Below are 17912 nucleotides of genomic sequence, written 5' to 3'. Positions count from 1 at the left end.
TCATGGTGCGGTCAGCGAATACGCCGCAACAACCTTTCGCGATAGGTATCGACAATAACCGCGAGGATGATCACCGTACCGATAATGATCGGTTTGTAATTGTCACCGATGCCGAGCAATTGCAGGCCGGTAGCCAAAACCTGCAGGATGCAGGCACCGGCCAGCGTCCCCACGATTGATCCCTTGCCGCCGAACAGGCTCGTCCCACCGATGATGACGGCTGCTATCGCGTTGAGTTCATAACCGACGCCAGCAATCGGGCTTCCAATGTTCAGCCGCAGCAGATAGACAATCGCAGCAATACCGGCGGTGACGCCGGAAATGACAAACGCAGCGATCTTGTATGCATCGGGATTATGTCCCGAAAGGCGCACCGCCTCGTCATTGGCGCCGACCGCATAGATCATGCGACCGAAAACCGTAAAGCGGAGAACGAACCAGCCGACAGCGATCACTGCCACCGCGATCAGGAAGATCGAAGGCAGGAAGCCACCGACTATCAGATTCCCGAAATCGACAAACCCTTGCGGAAGCCCGGTAATGGTGGAGTTGTTCGACACCACACGTGCCGCACCGGCGGCGATATTGAGCATGCCCAGCGTGACAATAAACGACGGGATTTTCCAGTAGGTCGACACCTTGCCGTTGATGAACCCGCAAAGCCCACCGACGGCAATGCATGCCAGAACGGCGAGCGGGATCGACAAGGCGGGCTCCAGACCGGAGGTCATGATAAGTGCGCCCACGACCGTGCATAAGGCAAGCACCGAGCCAACGGAAAGGTCTATGCCGCCGGTCAGAATAACGAAGGTCATGCCTGCCGCAAGAACCGTGTTGATGGCGATCTGAACGAAAATCTTGAGCGCGTTGCCCGGCGTTGCGAAATAGGGCGCGGTGAAGGAAAATACCAGCGTTATCAGGATCAACGCCAGAAACACACCCGCATCACGCAGCAGGAAGCGCTTCAGTTTCTGGCGATCGACAGCGTCGGATTGTTGGACAGATGGAGAAGTGGGTTCCGTCATGCGTGAACATGCTCCTGATAAGCGAGCGAGAGAATACGTTCCTGGTCGAATTGCGACCGGTCAAGTTCCCCCACCAGTTTGCCGTTGGAGAAGACGATGATGCGGTGACACATGCCGATAAGCTCGGGCAGGTCCGAGGAAATCATGATGATTGCCTTCTGGTTGGCGGCAAGCATCCACAGGAGTTGATAAATCTCGCGCCTGGCGCCGACATCAACCCCGCGTGTCGGTTCATCGAGTATCAGCGTGGACGACCCACGAAACAGCCATTTTGCCAGAACCACCTTTTGCTGATTGCCGCCGGAGAGATTACGCACCGGCGTGTCGATGGATGCCGTCTTGACGCGCAACCGCTCGACCAGCTCAGCCACGGCACCTTTCTCGACGCTACGGTCCAGCAGACCGCCATTCGAGATTTTTTTGAGGTCGGTGATCGTGGCGTTGATATAGACGGGCATATCCAGCAGAAGCCCCTGGGTCTTGCGATCTTCGGTCAGGAAGCCAAGGCCGTTGCGCACCGCATCGCGCGGATCACGGATGTCTACCGGCCTACCATCGATATCGATTTCCCCTGCCGATCTTGGATCGGCGCCGAAGATTGCGCGCATCACCTCGGTGCGGCCTGATCCGACCAAACCGGCGACGCCGAGAATTTCTCCATGGCGCACCGAAAACGAAACCGGCGGGGCGCCGTTGTTGCGCCTGACATTCCTCACCGACAAGGCGACGGTACCAGGCTTGATATCAGCATTGAAGCCGTATTCATCCGCGATGTCGCGGCCGATCATCATGCGCACCAGATGCGGCACGCTCAACCCCTGCAGGTCGCGTGTCTCCACCAGCCGCCCGTTGCGCAACACCGTTACGCGGTCACCGATCTCGAAGACCTCGTGCAGACGGTGTGAGATGTAGATGATGGTGACGCCTTTCGCCTTCAGGCGCTTGATGATCGCAAACAGCCGCTCAATTTCCGGTGGCGTCAACGTCGCCGTCGGCTCGTCCAGAACCAGTAGTTTGCTGTCATAACCAAGCGCCTTGGCGATTTCGACCAACTGCATTTGCGCAACGCCCAGCTCCGAGACCGGCATCCGCGGATCGACCGCCAGACCTACCTCGGCGAGAAGCTCTTCGGCGCGCCGGTTCAGCCTTGCCCGATCCATGATCCCAAAGCGCCTCGGAAGGCTTTCCAGCATCAGGTTTTCGGCGATGGAAAGATGCGACAGCAAGTTGAGTTCCTGATGAACGATGCGAATACCCTGAACCTGCGCGTCGTGCGGGGTCTTTGGGTTGTAGGGCTGGCCGTTCAGAAAAATCTCGCCGGAATCGGGCTGATATATGCCGGCGAGAAGCTTGATGAGGGTGGACTTTCCGGCGCCGTTTTCGCCCAGGATGATATGTGTCTCGCCGCGCTGCAGTTCCAGCGTGATACCGTTCAACGCAACCACACCCGGAAAGGTCTTGCCGACATTTTCCAATCTTAAAATGGCGTCGGCTGACTGCATGTCTTTTCCTGCCTGCCGGGTGAAGCGGAGCGGCGCTTGGAGCGCCGCTCTATGATTGGCATGTTTCAGAGATCCTTGGCGGTGATGAGTTTGATATCCGTCTTGACCCAGCCGGAAAATTTCTCGCCCGCCAGCTCCTTGAGACCGTAATCAATGCCCATGGCTGCCATCTGCGCCCCGAACTGATCGACAGTGGCAAGCATCTTGCCATCCTTGATCAACGGCTGGACGGCGGGAATATTGTCGAAGCCCACCACCTTGATCTGCCCCGATTTTCCAGCGGCATCCAGCGCCTTCACCACGCCGAGCGCCATGGAGTCGTTGGCTGCCATCACGCCTTGAATGTCCTGATATTGCGTCAGGAAATTGGTCATCAGCGTGTTGGCTTCTTCCGTTTCCCAATGCGCCGTCTTGGAATCGAGCAGCGTCAGGCCGCCCTCGGCCACGGCATCGTCAAACCCCTTCTTGCGTTCCTTGGCGTTGTCGGCCTCGGGATTGCCTTCGAGGATAACCACCTTGCCGCCCTTGCCCAGTTCCTTGGCAAGCGCCAAGCCTGCGAGCTTTGCACCCTCGCGGTTATCGGGACCGAAAAAGGCAAGATCGACACCGGCCTGCTTTTTCGCCTCCTCATCCAGCGCCACGTCGATGTTGATGACCTTGATGCCGGCTTCCAGAGCCTTTTTGACCGGCGTTACCATCGCCTTGGAATCCGCCGGAGCCAGCACGATCACATTGAACTGCTGCGTGACGAAATTCTCGACTGCATCGACCTGTGCGGCGAAATCCCGTTCATCCTTCATTCCGACAGCGGCGAAAGAGAACTTGTCGGTGTTTTTGGCGGCATAGTCCTCGGCACCTGCCTGCATCTGCTTGAAGAACTCATTGGCGAGCGACTTCATGACCAGACCCACTTTGGGCTTGTCCGCGGCAAAAGACGGCAAGGACGGTAGAAGCAGAGCACCGGTGCCCAGTGCGCTCGATGTTATAAACTGGCGCCGTGAAATTGAAACCCGACCCAGTCCTGTAATAATTGAACTTTTATTCATGAATTCCTCCCCTCACTTCAGTAAAAATCTGCCGTGTTACTGCAGCGTAGTGCTGTGTATGCAGTACTGTCAAGACGGCAAGATAGAGGGAAGCGTTCACGGTTCTGGCCCCATGACAGACCTGACACAGCAAAACCGATTGCACTTCTCATCACGATATCTTCGCAGTGTTAGAAGGAGTTGACCGCCACCACGGGAACTGGTGACGCACTTATCGGTTGATGTCGACGGCGGGCGTGAAACGAGCAAGGATAACTGCCATGTACAAGTTCCCGGCAATCGCAGCTTTGGTACTATCGGCTTTCATTCCAACTGTTCCCGCACATGCGCAGAGTATTGAAATCGGCCCAAACGGTATCCAGGTCAATCCGGATGGAGATCGACGTTACGGTCGCGAGGAAATCAGCGAACGCAGGGCCGCCCGGATCGCGCGCAGCGAAGGGATGGATGAAGTTGAAAGCATCTCAAGGCGCAGAAACGTTTATGTTGTCCGAGGACTGGACCGTCGCGACGACGAGATGCGTGTTGTCATAGATCGTCGCACCGGCGAAGTCCTTGAGGTGCGCTAGCCGTGCGAAAAGACGGTTGGCGAGAGCGATCAAAAAGCGGCTCCCATGAGCCGCTCTTGCCTGAATAGTCCAGGGATCGCACGGGTTCCGCCCACAGCGCCTCCTGTCGGGGCCGCCCGCCGGCAACGACGGCGTAGACTCGGTCACTCAGCGTGAATGAACCTTTTCGTTAGGTTTTTGTTAACCATGCTGGAGGACATGGCCATGCAGTTGATTTTTTGGATTGAGATCGTAGCGATCCTGGCCGTCAGCGCTGTCGTTTTCGGTATTACCTGGATCGAAACCCATAAGAAGTGAACCAGCTGACCGGGATCGCTTCGAGAGTGTGCCCCTTGGACGCAGCTCCGTTCGTGCGCGCCAAATTTAACACGGTTGAGTTAGCGCCCAAACTGCGTCAAGGTATGAGGCATGTTCGATTGGCCACTCATATTTGTCAGCCTGCTAGCGATTGGTGTGGCGGTATTTCTAATCTACTGCTTGTGGGTGATTGTTTTTGCAAAGCCGGACGGGGAACCCGTCGAGCCCACGACCCTCGACACGGTCGATATGCTCCCTTTCATGAATCACGACGCTGATTGATACCCCTTCGAGCCATACGGCCTGAAATCTGTTCGGTTACAGCTGGACCGTGAGTTTTTTCCTTGTTCCCCCGAGGTTTTGGCATTAAATGCCTCGTTTCCCGGACGCTTGCGGTGCTAAAAATTCTCCAGCAAGAAATGGAATTGGTCTTAAAAACTGCGCCCGAAACATACCACGACAAGAATGTAATTTCGTACGGTTTACACCACGATTCTATCATAAACGGACGCCACGATCAGCTCTATATCTTGCCATCGGAGATGCAGACCATGATCCACTCGACACCCAATACAGTCGCACCGGAAGCCGGTTTTCATGCTTTTGGCAATTCTGGCATGCTTCGGGAATTGCAAGCGAAAGTCGAAGACGCCAAGCGCAAGGCGAATAGCAGCCTGCGCCGCGCTCGGTCCGCGCCCGGACCGCACGTGACGACGAACTCCATTTTCCTGTCACTCTATGAAGAACATCTCCGGGATCGGGAGTCGTTGTTTTCCTCGTTGCGGCAGCTGGACGATATGCGGAATGCGAGTACGCAGCATCGGGTCGCCGAATAAACCGTCAACCTCTGTTGCGTGGATGAAATCCATTGGGGCCGAAGCGCGTTTAATCCTGATAGGCGAGACTATCGCTGAAATTGCCGCTGAAATTGCGCCCGGCTTCGCGGGCGATATTGGCCACAAGCGTGATCAGGCGTGTCGCCGCGCTTTCGAGATAGATAGCGCTATAGCTGGTCGCGGGGAAAGCGGCGTTGGTATTCAACACCTGAAGCTCGCCCGTCCGAAGCTCTTTCTGGATCACCACGGGGGGAATGACGGAAATACCGACGCCCGCCGAAATCATGTTGATCGTCGTGGTGAGCGAGTTGGAATAGTGGACAGTTGCGTCTTTCAACCGCTCCTCGGTGAAGTAATTGATGATCTGCTGATAATTATAGGAGCCGCTCTCATAGGAAATGAGATTGCGGCCCAGTAGATCATCGCGCGACAGAACATCTTCCGCACCGCCCGGAAACTGGTTGCTGCGCGATATCCAGAACATGCCGAACGTGCATATGTCGACAATACGCAGATTGGGCGTCGGTTCGGGCTTGATCGCGAAAACGATATCGAGCTCCCGTTGCTCCAGCTTCTGCACGACCCCCTTCGAAGATGAGGTTGTGATCGAGATGCGTATCTTCGGATAACGCTGGCGCACAATATCGAGAATACCCGGCAATATGGTCATGGCAAGGCTTGGAACGATGCCGATCTTCAGCGTTCCTTCGAGCCCGTTTTGCGGGCTCAGGCTTTCCACCAGATCATGGTAACGCCGCACGACATCGCGCGCGCCCTCGACAAAAGCTTCGCCCTCCGCCGTCAGGTTGACGTCGCGCGCGTCGCGGTCGAAAAGCCGGAAACCGAGTTCCTGTTCCATGGCGCCGATACGATTGGATATTGCCGCCGGCGTCATGTTGAGGCGAGCCGCCGTCGCCCGGAAATTACGCAGTTCCGACAACCAGATCACCGTTTCCAGAAAACGGATATTCATGGACCGGCATGTCCCTTCCCATTTCAGTTACCCGCGCGCGTTTCTTGAAGTCCCTTATTGCGCTCCGGGCAGCCAGATTCGTCCTTTCCTTCTAAGACACTTGCGGGATGAAAATAAGCAAATAGTCATATTCAATCCCACAAACGACAGGGCCGGCCAAAACCGGCCCTGTCAGATCAGCCTTCCGCGTGAGCGAGGATTTTCCTGGTTGCGCCTGAAACGTCACCCAGCTTGAGACCGGTCTTTACGGAAGCTTCGCGTGCCTTGCCCTTGTCCTGTATGTCCAGCGCACGCGAGGCGACCGCGTTCACTTCGTCACGCGGCAGGACGAGAACACCGCTCTCATCGGCCAGAATGGCATCACCCGGATTGACGACGACACCGCCGCAGGAGACCGGAATGTTGATGCCGCCACCCAGATCATAGAGCCGGGTGGTGATGGGCGAGATGCCCCTGGCCCACATCGGAAAATCGGAATCCTCGATTTCCGTCAGGTCCGTGCAGGGGCCATCCACAATGCCGGCGACGGCCCCCGCCGCCTTCGCCGCGATGGTCACACCGCCGCCCCAACACGCATAGCGGTCGTCCCCCATCCGGTCCACCACCAGAATATCGCCGGGGCGAAGCATTCCGGTTACGTGGTGAAGCAAGGTGGAATCCGGACCCGGTATGGCGATGGTGACGGCGGTGCCCACCACGCGGCGCTTCGGGAGGAGCGGCTGGATGGAACGGTGCATGAAGCCGAAGAAACGCCAGTGTCCGACGGTGGCTGTTTCGACGCCCGACAGGAGCTTGAGATCGCTTTCAGCTATCTGCTCCGGCATGGGGTTGATCGTATACATAAGGCGCCTCCTATGCGCAGGCCTGCAACTGCTTGCCGATGCGGCGATGGCTGACCATCGGGATGAGTGAACGCACACGTTCGATCTGGGCACGCTCGATGCGGGCCGTCACGAAGCCGACACCATCGGAGGCGCGCGCCACCACATGACCCCACGGATCGCAGACCAGCGAGTGACCATAGGTATGACGCCGTTCGCCGTTGGAAACGGTGCTGCCGGTCTGGCCGCAGGCCGCGAAATAGGTCTGGGTTTCGATGGCACGGGCCCGCGCCAGCACCTCCCAGTGATCCTTGCCGGTCTGCAACGTGAATGCGGCGGGAAGAACGATCACATCGGCACCGGCCTTTTCCAGCTCCAGATAAAGTTCGGCAAAGCGGATGTCGTAGCAGATCGCGCAGCCGATCTTGAACCCGTCGAGGTCATAGACGACGACATTCTCGCCCGGCTTGACGGTGGCGGATTCCTTATAGGCCGTCCCGTCCGGCCCGACGATGTCGAACATATGGATCTTGCGATAATGCGCGATCTCCTGGCCTTCGCGATTGAATACGAAAGTGGAATTGTAGATGCGCTTTTCGTTCGGAACCTTTTCCATCAGGGTACCGGCATGGACAAAGACTTTGTGCTCACGGGCAAAGTCCTGCGCCATTTTGTAGGCAGGACCACCGGGAACGCTCTCGGCTGCCGCAAGTTTTTCTTCCGAAGTACCGCCGTAATATTCGAAATATTCGGGCAGCACGATTAGGTCCGGAGAATCCGTGCGCACGGCATCTTCCATCAATCCCCGCGTAATGCGCAGGTTTTCGGCCTTGTCGGCCTGCGGGCTCGTTTGGATCAGGGTGATCTTCATTTTTTCCTCCAGCGAATGGGTTAGTAATCAGTTCAGTCAGGCAACCAGGGCTTCGCTTTTCAGCATGTTTACGGTCGAGACCATGCCCTGGCGAAGCGTCATGTTCTGGGTGGCGACGACCAGCATCGCGGCGCCCTCGTCCTGCGCGAAGCGCCGTTCGGCTTCGGTCCAGGCGGGCATGATCCACGGCTTCCCGGCAGCGCGTGCAGCAGCCGCGCAGCGGCGCAGGTCGGCCTTGTCGTCATCATTGAAAGCGTAGGCTCCCCGCCCCCGCGCAAGCGCCAGATCCGAAGGGCCGGGAAACAAGCCGTCAACCGTATCGAGCGCAATGATCTTCTCGACATCGGCAAGACTTTCCGCCGTCTCGATCATGGCGAAGCATTTGGTGCGCTTGTTCTCTTTCTCGAAGGCATCGGTGGCCGGGCGGGCATAACCGAAAATGCGGCCGCCAGTATAAGAGCGCGTGCCGACCAGCGGATATTTTGCCGCTTTCGTAACCTGCTGTGCATGTTCCACGCCCAGAATATGCGGAACGATGACGCCATCCGATCCGAAGTCCAGCGCCTGCTGAATGGCTTCTGGCGTCGGCGCCAGCACCTTGGTCAGGGTGGAAAGACCCTGCGCCTTGGTAAAGGCCAGAAATTGGTCCAGTGTCGACAGGTCGAAGGTTCCGTGCTCGAGTTCGAGGACGAAGGACGAGAAGCCGCAGGTCCGGGCAATTTCGAGATAGCTGAAATGCGGTTGCGACATCCAGAGGGCGATATTTTCCATGCTTGAAGTCACTTTCAGTTGGGAGGTTATTTGCCGATTGTGCGTGACAATCCGAGTGTGCGTTCGATGACGAAGATGATGAGCAGCGTCGCCGCGATCAGCACGACCGAGATGGAAGCGGTCATCGGATCGGTGCGGCTTTCGACATAATTGAAGATTTCGACCGGCAGCGTCGTCATGCGTGGCCCGGTGATGAAGAGCGAGATCACCACCTCATCGAAGGACAGGAGGAAGGACAAAGCCGCACTTGCCACCAGACCCGGCATCATCAATGGCAGTGTGATGCGACGGAACACCGTGAACGGGGACGCACCCAGCATCGTGGCGGCCTCTTCGACCGATGGAGGCAAGGTGGAGAACGCGGTTATCATGATGCGGATGACGTAAGGGGTCGTCACGATCAGATGGGCGATCACAAGACCTGTAAATGTGCCGAGAAGTTCCAGCCGCACGAAGACCAACAGAATGGCGAGGCCCAGCACGATGGATGGCAGAAGCAGCGGCGCGGTAAAGAGGTTCAGCACCGCTTCGCGTCCACGGAACTGATAACGGCGGATCGCATAGGCTGCCGGGATACCCGCCAGAAGCGACAGGACGGTAACGACCGATGCAATGCCAAGGCTGATCCAGAACGCCTGGATGAGCGTTTCATGGTGCAGCATTTCCGCATACCACCGCACGCCCCAGCTCTGCGGCGGAAACGTCAGATAGTTATCGTTGCTGAACGATAACGGCACCACCACCAGAATGGGGGCCAGCAGGAACAGGTAAAGCAGGCCGACCAGAAGGCGGAATGGCAATGAAGTTGAACCGATCATCTCATTTCTCCTTGCCGGTCAGTCGATGCGACGTGCGATACGGGAATAGACCATCAGAGCGAGGCCGAAGATGATCAGGACAATGACGGAGGTTGCGGCGGCCCGCGGCCATTCAAGCTGGATCACGGCCTGATCGTAGATTTCCGTCGCCAGCAGGAACACGCGCCCCCCGCCAAGCAGTTTGGGCGTGATGAAGGAACTGATTGCCAGCACGAAGCAAAGCAGGCAGCCAAGCGCGATACCCGGCAAGGTGAGCGGCAGGATGATGCGGCGAAACCGGGTGAAGGCATTGGCGCCGAGGGATGCCGCAGCCTCCTCAAGCGAAGCGTTCAGGCGCCCGAAACCGGCAATCAGCGACAGCGCCATGTAGGGGATCAGGATTTCCACCATGCCGATGAACACACCAAGCGTATTGTTGACGAGCCTGATGGGGGAGGAAATGACGCCGAGGTTCATCAAGGCTCCGTTGACGAGCCCCTGATCCCCTAGAAGCACCATCCAGCCATAGGTGCGCACCACGCTGCTGACGAGCAGCGGCGAGACCGTCACCACGAAAAGAAAGTTGCGCCATACGGGTGAAACACGGTGCAGGAAAAGCGCAATCGGATAGGCGCAGACGAGCGTTGCCAGCGTGATGAATGCGCTCAGCCAGAGCGAGTTGAACACAAGCCCCCAGTTGAAGCTGTCGGTGAAGAAGTTGATGTAGTTTTCGAACGTATAGCGGTCTGTCAGGACACCGCCGCTCTCGCTTTGCAGGAAAGATATCTGCGCCAGATGCGCAACCGGCGCGATAAAGGCGATGAGATTGATCAAGGCCATCGGCAGAAGAAGCGCAACGGCGACGAGACCGTAACGCCTGCGTCTCGACGGCTTTGCCGGGATGATGCCGGTTGATGTGATCGCTGTCATGACGTCAGCTCCCGAAAACCAGCATATCTTCTGGTTTCCATTCGCACAGCAGCCGGTCACCGGTATGGAATGCATGTCCCGCGCTGGCGGTCGGCACTTCAACTTTCAGGCAGGCGCCCTCGATCTCGATGTCGTATTGAACGATGTCGCCGATATAGGTCGTACGCTCAACCACGCCGTGCGCGCTGTTGGTTACGACGCTAACAAGATTGCGATCGCGGTTGGGCGTGAGATTGATGCGATGCGGACGAATGGCGATCTGCCCGGACCCGCGTGACTTTCCATGCGTGTTGCAGCGATAGGCGGCGCTGCCGAGACGGCAGACATTTTCGTCGAGGATCTCGCAATTGTGGACATTGGCGCGACCGACGAATTTGGCGACGAACAGCGAGGATGGCTTTTCATAGATTTCTTCCGGCGAACCAAGTTGCGCCAGCCTGCCGCTATCCATAACGCCCACGACATCGCACATTGTCAGCGCTTCTACCTGATCATGCGTGACGAAGACCGTGGTGATATCGAGGCGTTTCTGAATCTCGCGGATTTCGATCCGCATGTCGTCGCGCAGCTTCGCATCCAGATTGGACAGGGGCTCATCGAGCAGAAGAATACGCGGACGAATGACCAGCGCGCGCGCAAGCGCCACGCGCTGCTGCTGGCCGCCGGACATTTCCTTGGGCTTGCGCGAGCCATAGCCGGGAAGCCGCACCATTTCGAGTGCTTCTTCCACCCGCTTCTTCGCCTCAGCCTTGGCAACCTTGCGCATATCGAGGCCGAAAGCGACATTCTCGGCCACCGTCATATGCGGGAACAGGGCATAGTTCTGGAAAACCAGACCGATATCGCGCTGATGGGGCGGCCTATGCGAAATATCGTTGCCATCGATCAGGATGTTGCCGTCCGAAATCGATGCGAGACCCGCAATCATGCGTAATGTCGTGGTCTTGCCGCAACCGGACGGGCCGAGGAGACCGAGCAGTTTTCCGCGGGGAAGATCGAGATGAAGATCGTCCACTGCCCGGTAATTGTTACCGTAAAGCTTGGTGAGGGCTTTCAACTGTAGAAATGAGCTTTCTGCTGCCATATCGAAACCTGCAAGGGTTCGGTGCCGCCCCGAAAAAACGGGGCGGAAGCGTAAATTTCAGGGTGAGGTAGGTTTAACGACCAGCCGGAATGATCTGGCGCCGCCAGGGATTGAGCAACTTGTCGCGCATATCGCCGATAGTCATCCAGTCGACCGGAATGAGCTTCTCGCGTTGAGCCGTATCCATGTACGGGATGCGCTTTTTCGTTGCGTCGTTCACAGCCGCTTTCGTGTTCGATGGCGCATAGAACATGATCTCGGCGAAACGGGCCTGCGCCTCGGGGCTTATCGCGTAATCGATGAAGGTCCTGGTTGCATCCATGTTCTTGCCGTTGGCAATGGCGCTGATCACATTCACCTGCGCAGCCGTGCCTTCCTTCGGCCCGACCGACTGAAGCTTTCCGCCAGTCTGATCATAATAGAACTGCGCACGCGCATTATAACCGATGGAGAGGGTCGCCGTTCCGTTTGCAACCAGCGTATAGGCATCGGGCTTCGGTTCCCACGTCTGTACGGCAGGCGCCAGTTCCACCAGCTTGTCTACGCCGGGCTTTACGGTCTTCGTATAATCGCCTTCACCGGCAAGCCGGTTTGCAATGATCGTAAGCAGGATGGCCTGAATATCGCCACCGCCCTGCGCCGGGATGATGACCTTGCCGCTTTGCTGCTTGTCCCAGAGCGCTTCCCAGCTATCCGGCGCACCTTGCCCAAATGCATCATGATTATAAAGCAGCGAAAGCGTGTCATATGTGATTGGAATTGCAGCGCCGGCGAGTTCCTTGCCGAGCTTAGCCACATCCGCATAATTTTTGAGCGTCGCTGGGTCGAGCTTTTCAACCAGCCCTTCCTCATCGGCTATCTTGGCGACCGAGAGATCGTAGATTACCGCATCCGTCTGCGGCGAGGACTTCTGGGCACGCATGTTGCCAAGCGATGTCGCTGCATTCTGCACCCCGTAATAAGTGACCTTGATGTCGGGATGTTCCTTCTGGAACGGTTCGATGACGGCCTTGACGTAATTGTCCTGAAATGCGCCGCGATAACCCATTACGGTAATTTCCGCAGCATTGGCTGCGAAAACAGTCAGAGCCGAAACACTCAACGCTAAACTCGCCAGAAAAGCCGATTTTCTGTTGATCAGACGTGCCATCAGTCACTCCCCTTTTGTTTGAGAACAAGGTGGAGAATGGTGGCGGGAGCGTCCAACGACTTATTCTGTCCGCCTGTTCGATTTTGCTTTATGCCTTTGAAACTCGGAGCTTTTGCTCCTGCATTTCAGGCGAAGATACTGGTCTGATGAAACCTGCATCCAGCACGTGATGAAATTCTGATCCATTGCCTGTTTTTTGAGCAGATTCCCGCTGAGCGGTAGCCATTCGCCCGTTGCCTTATGCCTTTGTCGCCTCGAAACCACCGGCATCGCAAGACTGGCACGGTCCTTGCTTCTCTAAAATCGAACACCGAGCCGCGCGACACCGCATGACTTGTGGTGATCGATCAACCGAGGATGACAGAGAGACTAGCCGATGACCAAGTACAAGCTCGAATACATTTGGCTCGATGGATGCACCCCTGCTGCCGGACTGCGCGGCAAGACGCAGATCAAGGAATTCGATGCTTTCCCGACGCTCGACCAACTGCCGCTCTGGGGTTTCGATGGTTCTTCCACGATGCAGGCTGAAGGCCGCAGCTCGGATTGCGTGTTGAAGCCGGTCGCGATCTATCCCGATCCTGCCCGCAAGAACGGCGCTCTCGTGATGTGCGAAGTCATGATGCCGGATGGCATCACGCCGCATCCGTCCAACAGCCGTGCAACCGTCCTTGAAGACGATGATGCATGGTTCGGCTTCGAGCAGGAATATTTCTTCTACAAGGACGGTCGTCCGCTCGGCTTCCCGGAACAGGGTTTCCCCGCCCCGCAAGGACCGTATTACACCGGCGTCGGCTACAAGAATGTCGGTTCCATCGCCCGCAAGATCGTCGAGGAGCATCTCGATCTCTGCCTGGATGCGGGCATCAATCACGAAGGCATCAATGCGGAAGTGGCCAAGGGCCAGTGGGAATTCCAGATTTTCGGCAAGGGTTCTAAAAACGCCGCAGACCAGATGTGGATCGCCCGTTACCTCCTGCTTCGTCTTTGCGAGCAGTACGAAATCGACATCGAGTTCCACTGCAAGCCGCTCGGCGATACCGACTGGAACGGCTCGGGCATGCACTGCAACTTCTCGACCAGATACATGCGTGAAGTGGGCGGCAAGGATTATTTCGAAGCCCTCATGGCGCAGTTCGAGAAGAATTTGCAGGACCATATCGACGTTTACGGCCCGGACAACCACATGCGCCTGACCGGCAAGCACGAAACCGCTCCGTGGAACAAGTTCTCCTATGGCGTTGCCGACCGCGGCGCCTCGATCCGCGTTCCACACTCCTTCGTGAGGGATGGATATCGCGGTTATCTCGAAGATCGCCGCCCGAATTCACAGGGCTGCCCATACCAGATCGCTTCGCAGGTCCTGAAGACGATTTCTGAAGTCCCGACCTCGGAAGACGAAGCACTCGCTGCCTGATTTCCAGACGAACGGCCCGGTGGAGGAATTCAGCGGGCCGGTGGTTGGGTTTCTCGGAAAACCGCAAACAACAAAAAAGGCCGGGGCGAAAACGCACCGACCTTCCTGATCATCGCTTTACTACCAGTGCCAGTACATCCGTGGTCAAAAGCATCAAGCGATGAAGGCTATTGCGAGCGACAGACGCGTTCCAGCGCTCTTAAGCAATGCCTATGACAGCCATATAGGCGCACATCTTGTTCAAAACAAGGTCGTGCATCAAATTAGTTCCGGCTTCCCCTTCCCGCGCAAGACCGAAGCATATCGTTCCCAGGATGCCCGAACGACCTGTCTGCGTCCGTCCACATCATCCTCCATGATTATCGATCGCCATCGCACTGCGGAACGTCCGGGCCGTTATCCCCGCTGATCTGAATGAACGGGTGACAGGATTGGGAAACCGAACGAGCGCCGATGGCAGAAGCCTGGGGAGACTGGATTCCTTGCAAACGGCCCAGACTCGAATCATTGACTTTTGAAAATGGCCGCATTTAAACACCTGTCACATTCCTGTAATGGATCAATCCCCCCGCGACCGCGTAACCCGGTGCGCTGCGTAAGAAATCAAGAGTAAATCATGGCAAACGAAGATCTCGAAGCTCGGCATCTGGAGACTCTTGATCGCGACCTTGGCCGCTTCGTCAAGCTGGAAACGGCGGCGAGCTACGTCTCCCGTCCGCTCGTGGCGCCCGGCATCGCTCTTGTATTCATCATGCTTGCCGGGCTTGGAGCGGCGATGCTGCTGGGTCATTCCAGCCAGATGTTCATCGTTGTCGCCGCAGCCGTCTTCGGCGCTTACATGGCGTTGAATATCGGCGCCAATGACGTTGCCAACAATATGGGACCCGCTGTCGGGGCCAATGCGCTGAGCATGGGCGGTGCGATTGCGATTGCTGCCATTTTTGAAAGTGCGGGTGCGCTCATTGCCGGGGCCGATGTCGTCTCGACGGTGGCGACCGGCATCATTGCGCCCGATACGCTCGCAACCCCGGTCATGTTCATCTGGGCGATGATGGCGGCGTTGCTCGCCTCGGCGCTCTGGGTCAATCTTGCCACCTGGATCGGCGCTCCCGTTTCAACCACCCATGCGGTTGTCGGAGGCGTCGTCGGGGCGGGTATCGTTGCGGCTGGCTTTGGAGCGGTGAACTGGTCGCAGATGGCCGCAATCGCGGCAAGCTGGGTTATCTCGCCGGTGCTGGGTGCGATCATAGCCGCCGGTTTTCTCTGGCTGATCAAAGCCCGTATCGTCTACCGCGCGGATAAGATTGCCGCTGCCCGCGTTTGGGTGCCCATTCTTGTCGGTCTGATGGCTGGCACCTTTGCAACCTATCTGATCATGAAGGGGCTGAAGCAGCTGGTCGATGTATCGATCGAGGTCGCTCTCGCCATCGGGCTGGCTTTCGGGCTTGCAAGCTGGCTAACCTTGATCCCGGTCATTCGCCGCCAGTCGCAGGGGCTCGAAAACCGCAACAAATCGCTGAAAGTCCTGTTCAGCATTCCGCTGGTTGTTTCGGCGGCGTTGCTTAGCTTCGCCCATGGTGCAAATGACGTGGCCAATGCGGTCGGTCCGCTTGCGGCGATTGTTCAGACATCGCAGACGGGCACGTTGATTGACGGTGTCGAGATTCCGCTCTGGGTCATGCTGATCGGCGCTTGTGGCATTTCGTTCGGCCTGTGCCTGTTCGGTCCGAAGCTCATCCGGATGGTTGGCAATCAGATCACCAAGCTGAACCCGATGCGGGCCTATTGCGTGTCGCTTTCCGCCGCGATCACCGTCATTCTCGCCAGTTGGCTGGGATTGCCGGTCAGTTCAACCCACATCGCCATTGGTGCGATCTTCGGCGTCGGATTCTTTCGCGAATGGGATACGGAACGCCGGCTGAAAAAGGCGCGCCAGGCCCTGCCGCTTGAATCCATCCCGGTTGAAGAGCGTCGCCGCCGCAAGCTGGTTCGCCGTTCTCACGCGCTGACGATTGCCGCAGCCTGGGTGGTAACGGTTCCCGCTGCCGCAATTCTGTCGGCCATTCTGTTTGCCTTGCTGAACCAGTTGCCCGTGGGGAATTCCTGATTCAGCGAGCTAAAGCGTGTCGCATTTATCATATTCACAAAACACGCTTTAAGCTTTCGTGCATGTCTTTATCCCAAAACCGGTTCCCACTTTTGGGAGACATGCTTTAGGCTCCGCCGAGAATTGTAAAAGCCCCGAGCTGCAAGCCCGGGGGGTTGTCCCCGCTACTGCTCACGCCATGGGAGCCCCGGATAGAAGCTGGATTGAGCGTCAAGAAAATGCTCCAATCCCGTGGACTGATTGACACCATCATAGGGTCATCAAGGCAGGCGGCATAAATGGAATTCAAGGAGACTGGCATGAGCGTGCAATTTGCCCCGCAGCTGACGGTGTGCGGGATTGAGGAACTGGCCGGGCAGCGAGCGCGAAAGGTCACCCATGTTCTGTCGCTGGTCGATCCAGACCTTCCCGAACTGGATGCGTTTCAGACTTTCGAGCAGCATCATCGCGTGACGTTGCGCTTTCACGACATCATCAATGCCGCCGACAATCACACAATGCCAACGCCGGATCATATGAGCTCGATCCTCCAGTTCGGCTCGGACTTCCTCGCTGCACAGAACGGGGAAGCGCCGCGCCACCTGCTGGTCCATTGCCATATGGGCGTGTCGCGTTCGACGGCGGCCATGGTTTCGCTCATGGCGCAGGGCAATCCCGACGAAAACGCTGAAAACCTTTTTGCGCGCCTTGTCGCCATTCGCCCGCAGGCCTGGCCGAATTCACAGATGATCGGCTTTGCCGACGAGCAGCTTGGGCGTAAAGGCGAACTGACCGACGCATTGCGCAGGCATTACGGCCGCCAGATCGAACGCAACCCGCAATTTACGGAATGGATGACAAGGCTGGGCCGTCAGGCCGAGCTTCAGATGGCGATACCGGCTTCACCGTCGACGGCATCATCGATGTGACCACATCAGCCTGCGAAAGAAAAAGGCGCCTTTCGGCGCCTTTTTCCTAACTTATCAATCGACCAGCCCATATCAATATACAGGCGCCGATGAAGCCCGCGATCAGATAGCCCAGCCAGCCGCCGAACGAAACACCGAGCAATCCGAAGATAAAACTCGCTACGGCTGCGCCGATGATACCGAGAATGATATTCATGAATATCCCGGTATTGCTGTTCATGAAATTGGAGGCAATCCAGCCGGCCAGACCGCCGATGATGATTGCCGCAATCCAGCCTATTCCTGCGCTTCCCATCGAGAACCCTCCTGATTACAGTCCGGCGGGCACCTTGCCGCCGTTATCCTTCAGTTTCTGAATGACCTGCTTGTGCAGCCAGACATTCATGGTCGCGGAATCACCCGTGTCACCGGTATAGCCCAGTTCCTTGGCAAGTTCCTTGCGGTGCTCCAGGCTGCTGTCGAGGCCAAGAGCCTTCATCAGATCGACGATCGAAGTCTTCCAGTTGAGCTTCTGGCCGCTTTTGGCAACGGCGGCATCAAGAATAGCGCCTACGTCGACGCTGCCCGCAGCAGCGGGTGCCGACTGTGCCGGAGCGGCAGCGCTCGGCGATGCGGTTGGCGTCGGCGCTGGCGAAGCAGCGGTTTCCGTGGAAGGCGTTGCAGCCTGCGCCTCTCCCCAAATGGCGTTCTTAATCTTGTCGAAAATCCCCATCACGAACTCCAATCGTTGAAAAATCGATATGCCCCCAAACTCCCGACTTAGGACGATCGGAAACCTGGACACAGCAAATCATCCGGTGATTCCCGG

The 17912-nt window shown here is 57.2% G+C and carries 18 protein-coding genes; 5 read left to right on the top strand and 13 right to left on the bottom strand.

Features of this window, described 5'->3' with window-relative positions:
• Window positions 1–11 precede the first annotated feature (11 nt).
• From JNC63_RS20695 to JNC63_RS20685, 3 genes are all read right to left on the bottom strand, one after another.
• A complete protein-coding gene (locus tag JNC63_RS20695; protein WP_006470072.1) occupies window positions 12–1025 on the bottom strand; it encodes an ABC transporter permease in 1014 nt (337 codons plus the stop codon).
• Window positions 1022–2527 carry a sugar ABC transporter ATP-binding protein gene (locus JNC63_RS20690; RefSeq protein ID WP_006470071.1) on the bottom strand — a complete coding sequence of 502 codons (1506 nt, stop codon included), beginning with the start codon at window positions 2525–2527 and terminating at the stop codon, window positions 1022–1024. The genes JNC63_RS20695 and JNC63_RS20690 overlap by 4 nt, the downstream gene beginning before the upstream one ends.
• Before the next feature lie 65 nt (window positions 2528–2592).
• Window positions 2593–3573, bottom strand: coding sequence for a sugar ABC transporter substrate-binding protein (locus tag JNC63_RS20685; protein WP_374846737.1), 981 nt, complete (start codon window positions 3571–3573; stop codon window positions 2593–2595).
• Between the two features lie 260 nt (window positions 3574–3833).
• On the opposite strand from JNC63_RS20685, the gene JNC63_RS20680 reads away from it, so the two are divergent.
• Together JNC63_RS20680 and JNC63_RS20675 are read left to right on the top strand one after the other, a co-directional pair.
• Window positions 3834–4142 carry a PepSY domain-containing protein gene (locus tag JNC63_RS20680; protein ID WP_006471848.1) on the top strand — a complete coding sequence of 103 codons (309 nt, stop codon included), beginning with the start codon at window positions 3834–3836 and terminating at the stop codon, window positions 4140–4142.
• 692 nt (window positions 4143–4834) lie between these two features.
• Window positions 4835–5275 carry a hypothetical protein gene (locus JNC63_RS20675; RefSeq protein ID WP_235691723.1) on the top strand — a complete coding sequence of 147 codons (441 nt, stop codon included), beginning with the start codon at window positions 4835–4837 and terminating at the stop codon, window positions 5273–5275.
• Between the two features lie 49 nt (window positions 5276–5324).
• On the opposite strand, the gene JNC63_RS20670 is transcribed toward JNC63_RS20675, so the two are convergent.
• From JNC63_RS20670 to JNC63_RS20635, 8 genes are all read right to left on the bottom strand, one after another.
• Window positions 5325–6248 (bottom strand): LysR family transcriptional regulator, encoded by a 924-nt coding sequence (locus JNC63_RS20670; RefSeq protein ID WP_006470065.1) that lies wholly within the window; start codon window positions 6246–6248, stop codon window positions 5325–5327.
• A gap of 176 nt (window positions 6249–6424) precedes the next feature.
• Window positions 6425–7090 (bottom strand): RraA family protein, encoded by a 666-nt coding sequence (locus JNC63_RS20665; RefSeq protein WP_006470064.1) that lies wholly within the window; start codon window positions 7088–7090, stop codon window positions 6425–6427.
• Window positions 7091–7100: 10 nt separating this feature from the next.
• The gene (locus tag JNC63_RS20660) at window positions 7101–7940 is read right to left on the bottom strand and encodes a carbon-nitrogen hydrolase family protein (protein WP_006471846.1); all 840 of its coding nucleotides are present in this window, start codon (window positions 7938–7940) and stop codon (window positions 7101–7103) included.
• A gap of 36 nt (window positions 7941–7976) precedes the next feature.
• The gene (locus tag JNC63_RS20655) at window positions 7977–8711 is read right to left on the bottom strand and encodes an HpcH/HpaI aldolase family protein (protein WP_006471845.1); all 735 of its coding nucleotides are present in this window, start codon (window positions 8709–8711) and stop codon (window positions 7977–7979) included.
• Window positions 8712–8737: 26 nt separating this feature from the next.
• Complete coding sequence (locus JNC63_RS20650) at window positions 8738–9529, bottom strand: ABC transporter permease (protein WP_006470062.1); 792 nt, start codon at window positions 9527–9529, stop codon at window positions 8738–8740.
• Window positions 9530–9547: 18 nt separating this feature from the next.
• Window positions 9548–10438: an ABC transporter permease gene (locus tag JNC63_RS20645; protein ID WP_006471844.1), complete on the bottom strand. Its 891-nt coding sequence runs from the start codon at window positions 10436–10438 to the stop codon at window positions 9548–9550.
• Between the two features lie 4 nt (window positions 10439–10442).
• The gene (locus tag JNC63_RS20640; protein WP_006470060.1) at window positions 10443–11522 is read right to left on the bottom strand and encodes an ABC transporter ATP-binding protein; all 1080 of its coding nucleotides are present in this window, start codon (window positions 11520–11522) and stop codon (window positions 10443–10445) included.
• A 73-nt stretch (window positions 11523–11595) separates the two neighbouring features.
• Complete coding sequence (locus JNC63_RS20635) at window positions 11596–12672, bottom strand: extracellular solute-binding protein (protein ID WP_006470059.1); 1077 nt, start codon at window positions 12670–12672, stop codon at window positions 11596–11598.
• 376 nt (window positions 12673–13048) lie between these two features.
• On the opposite strand from JNC63_RS20635, the gene JNC63_RS20630 reads away from it, so the two are divergent.
• From JNC63_RS20630 to JNC63_RS20620, 3 genes are all read left to right on the top strand, one after another.
• Window positions 13049–14089 carry a glutamine synthetase beta-grasp domain-containing protein gene (locus JNC63_RS20630; RefSeq protein WP_006470057.1) on the top strand — a complete coding sequence of 347 codons (1041 nt, stop codon included), beginning with the start codon at window positions 13049–13051 and terminating at the stop codon, window positions 14087–14089.
• Between the two features lie 616 nt (window positions 14090–14705).
• The gene (locus tag JNC63_RS20625; protein WP_006470055.1) at window positions 14706–16196 is read left to right on the top strand and encodes an inorganic phosphate transporter; all 1491 of its coding nucleotides are present in this window, start codon (window positions 14706–14708) and stop codon (window positions 16194–16196) included.
• Window positions 16197–16495: 299 nt separating this feature from the next.
• Window positions 16496–17104, top strand: a complete 609-nt coding sequence (locus JNC63_RS20620; protein WP_031346241.1) for a tyrosine phosphatase family protein — start codon at window positions 16496–16498, stop codon at window positions 17102–17104.
• A 46-nt stretch (window positions 17105–17150) separates the two neighbouring features.
• On the opposite strand, the gene JNC63_RS20615 is transcribed toward JNC63_RS20620, so the two are convergent.
• Window positions 17151–17399, bottom strand: coding sequence for a GlsB/YeaQ/YmgE family stress response membrane protein (locus JNC63_RS20615; RefSeq protein WP_006470053.1), 249 nt, complete (start codon window positions 17397–17399; stop codon window positions 17151–17153).
• Window positions 17400–17414: 15 nt separating this feature from the next.
• A complete protein-coding gene (locus tag JNC63_RS20610; RefSeq protein ID WP_006471843.1) occupies window positions 17415–17816 on the bottom strand; it encodes a DUF3597 domain-containing protein in 402 nt (133 codons plus the stop codon).
• Window positions 17817–17912: the final 96 nt, after the last annotated feature.

It is taken from the genome of Brucella ciceri, assembly GCF_041930145.1.
In the GTDB taxonomy this organism is placed as follows: domain Bacteria; phylum Pseudomonadota; class Alphaproteobacteria; order Rhizobiales; family Rhizobiaceae; genus Brucella; species Brucella intermedia.
Note: the sequence above shows the minus strand (reverse complement) of the source record. Positions and strands in the feature narration are given on the sequence as shown.

Bases quoted from the DNA above. Each gene is read 5' to 3' on its own strand.
- JNC63_RS20655 (WP_006471845.1), bottom strand. From the start codon at position 8,711: ATGGAAAATATCGCCCTCTGGATGTCGCAACCGCATTTCAGCTATCTC.
- JNC63_RS20620 (WP_031346241.1), top strand. From the start codon at position 16,496: ATGAGCGTGCAATTTGCCCCGCAGCTGACGGTGTGCGGGATTGAGGAA.
- JNC63_RS20665 (WP_006470064.1), bottom strand. From the start codon at position 7,090: ATGTATACGATCAACCCCATGCCGGAGCAGATAGCTGAAAGCGATCTC.
- JNC63_RS20670 (WP_006470065.1), bottom strand. From the start codon at position 6,248: ATGAATATCCGTTTTCTGGAAACGGTGATCTGGTTGTCGGAACTGCGT.
- JNC63_RS20625 (WP_006470055.1), top strand. From the start codon at position 14,706: ATGGCAAACGAAGATCTCGAAGCTCGGCATCTGGAGACTCTTGATCGC.
- JNC63_RS20630 (WP_006470057.1), top strand. From the start codon at position 13,049: ATGACCAAGTACAAGCTCGAATACATTTGGCTCGATGGATGCACCCCT.
- JNC63_RS20635 (WP_006470059.1), bottom strand. From the start codon at position 12,672: ATGGCACGTCTGATCAACAGAAAATCGGCTTTTCTGGCGAGTTTAGCG.
- JNC63_RS20645 (WP_006471844.1), bottom strand. From the start codon at position 10,438: ATGACAGCGATCACATCAACCGGCATCATCCCGGCAAAGCCGTCGAGA.
- JNC63_RS20615 (WP_006470053.1), bottom strand. From the start codon at position 17,399: ATGGGAAGCGCAGGAATAGGCTGGATTGCGGCAATCATCATCGGCGGT.
- JNC63_RS20650 (WP_006470062.1), bottom strand. From the start codon at position 9,529: ATGATCGGTTCAACTTCATTGCCATTCCGCCTTCTGGTCGGCCTGCTT.
- JNC63_RS20680 (WP_006471848.1), top strand. From the start codon at position 3,834: ATGTACAAGTTCCCGGCAATCGCAGCTTTGGTACTATCGGCTTTCATT.
- JNC63_RS20685 (WP_374846737.1), bottom strand. From the start codon at position 3,573: ATGAATAAAAGTTCAATTATTACAGGACTGGGTCGGGTTTCAATTTCA.
- JNC63_RS20690 (WP_006470071.1), bottom strand. From the start codon at position 2,527: ATGCAGTCAGCCGACGCCATTTTAAGATTGGAAAATGTCGGCAAGACC.
- JNC63_RS20660 (WP_006471846.1), bottom strand. From the start codon at position 7,940: ATGAAGATCACCCTGATCCAAACGAGCCCGCAGGCCGACAAGGCCGAA.
- JNC63_RS20695 (WP_006470072.1), bottom strand. From the start codon at position 1,025: ATGACGGAACCCACTTCTCCATCTGTCCAACAATCCGACGCTGTCGAT.
- JNC63_RS20610 (WP_006471843.1), bottom strand. From the start codon at position 17,816: ATGGGGATTTTCGACAAGATTAAGAACGCCATTTGGGGAGAGGCGCAG.
- JNC63_RS20640 (WP_006470060.1), bottom strand. From the start codon at position 11,522: ATGGCAGCAGAAAGCTCATTTCTACAGTTGAAAGCCCTCACCAAGCTT.